Annotated in this window: 1 pseudogene; it reads right to left on the bottom strand. The window is 71.3% G+C overall.

The window, feature by feature from the left end:
- A pseudogene (locus AOK24_RS10325) lies at positions 1 to 326 on the bottom strand (MBL fold metallo-hydrolase); the annotation flags it as partial.
- Between the last annotated feature and the right edge of the window lie 61 nt (positions 327 to 387).

Below are 387 nucleotides of genomic sequence, written 5' to 3'. Positions count from 1 at the left end.
GCGAGCACGCTGGAGTGGCCCATCCAGGTCACACGCGGGCCCGTCGCCGGGGGCTTGGCGAGGTCGGCGAGGGTCGTGGCGTGCACGGGGATGGTGCCGGAGGGGGCGCGGTGGGGGCGGGTGTCCTTGTCGAAGAAGGAGCGCGCGATGTCGGCGGTGGAACCGGTGGGCCTGACCCTCGCCGAGCCGCCGGGGTTGACGAAGACCCCGTCCTTGAAATGCGGCGATCTGCGGATCCGCGCCATACGCTCACCGCTCGGGTCCACGCCGAACGCCGCGGGCGTCAGCGCACGGAGCCCGGAGCTGAGGGAACGGGAACCGGCCACGGTACCTCCAGATGGTTCTGCTGAGACGTCCCATTATGGTCGGCCCCTCTGACAACCGGCC

Origin of the sequence: Streptomyces niveiscabiei, assembly GCF_001419795.1 — a bacterium.
GTDB lineage: Bacteria > Actinomycetota > Actinomycetes > Streptomycetales > Streptomycetaceae > Streptomyces > Streptomyces niveiscabiei.
The sequence above is the reverse complement of the archived record's forward strand: the minus strand, read 5'-3'. Positions and strand labels throughout refer to the sequence as shown.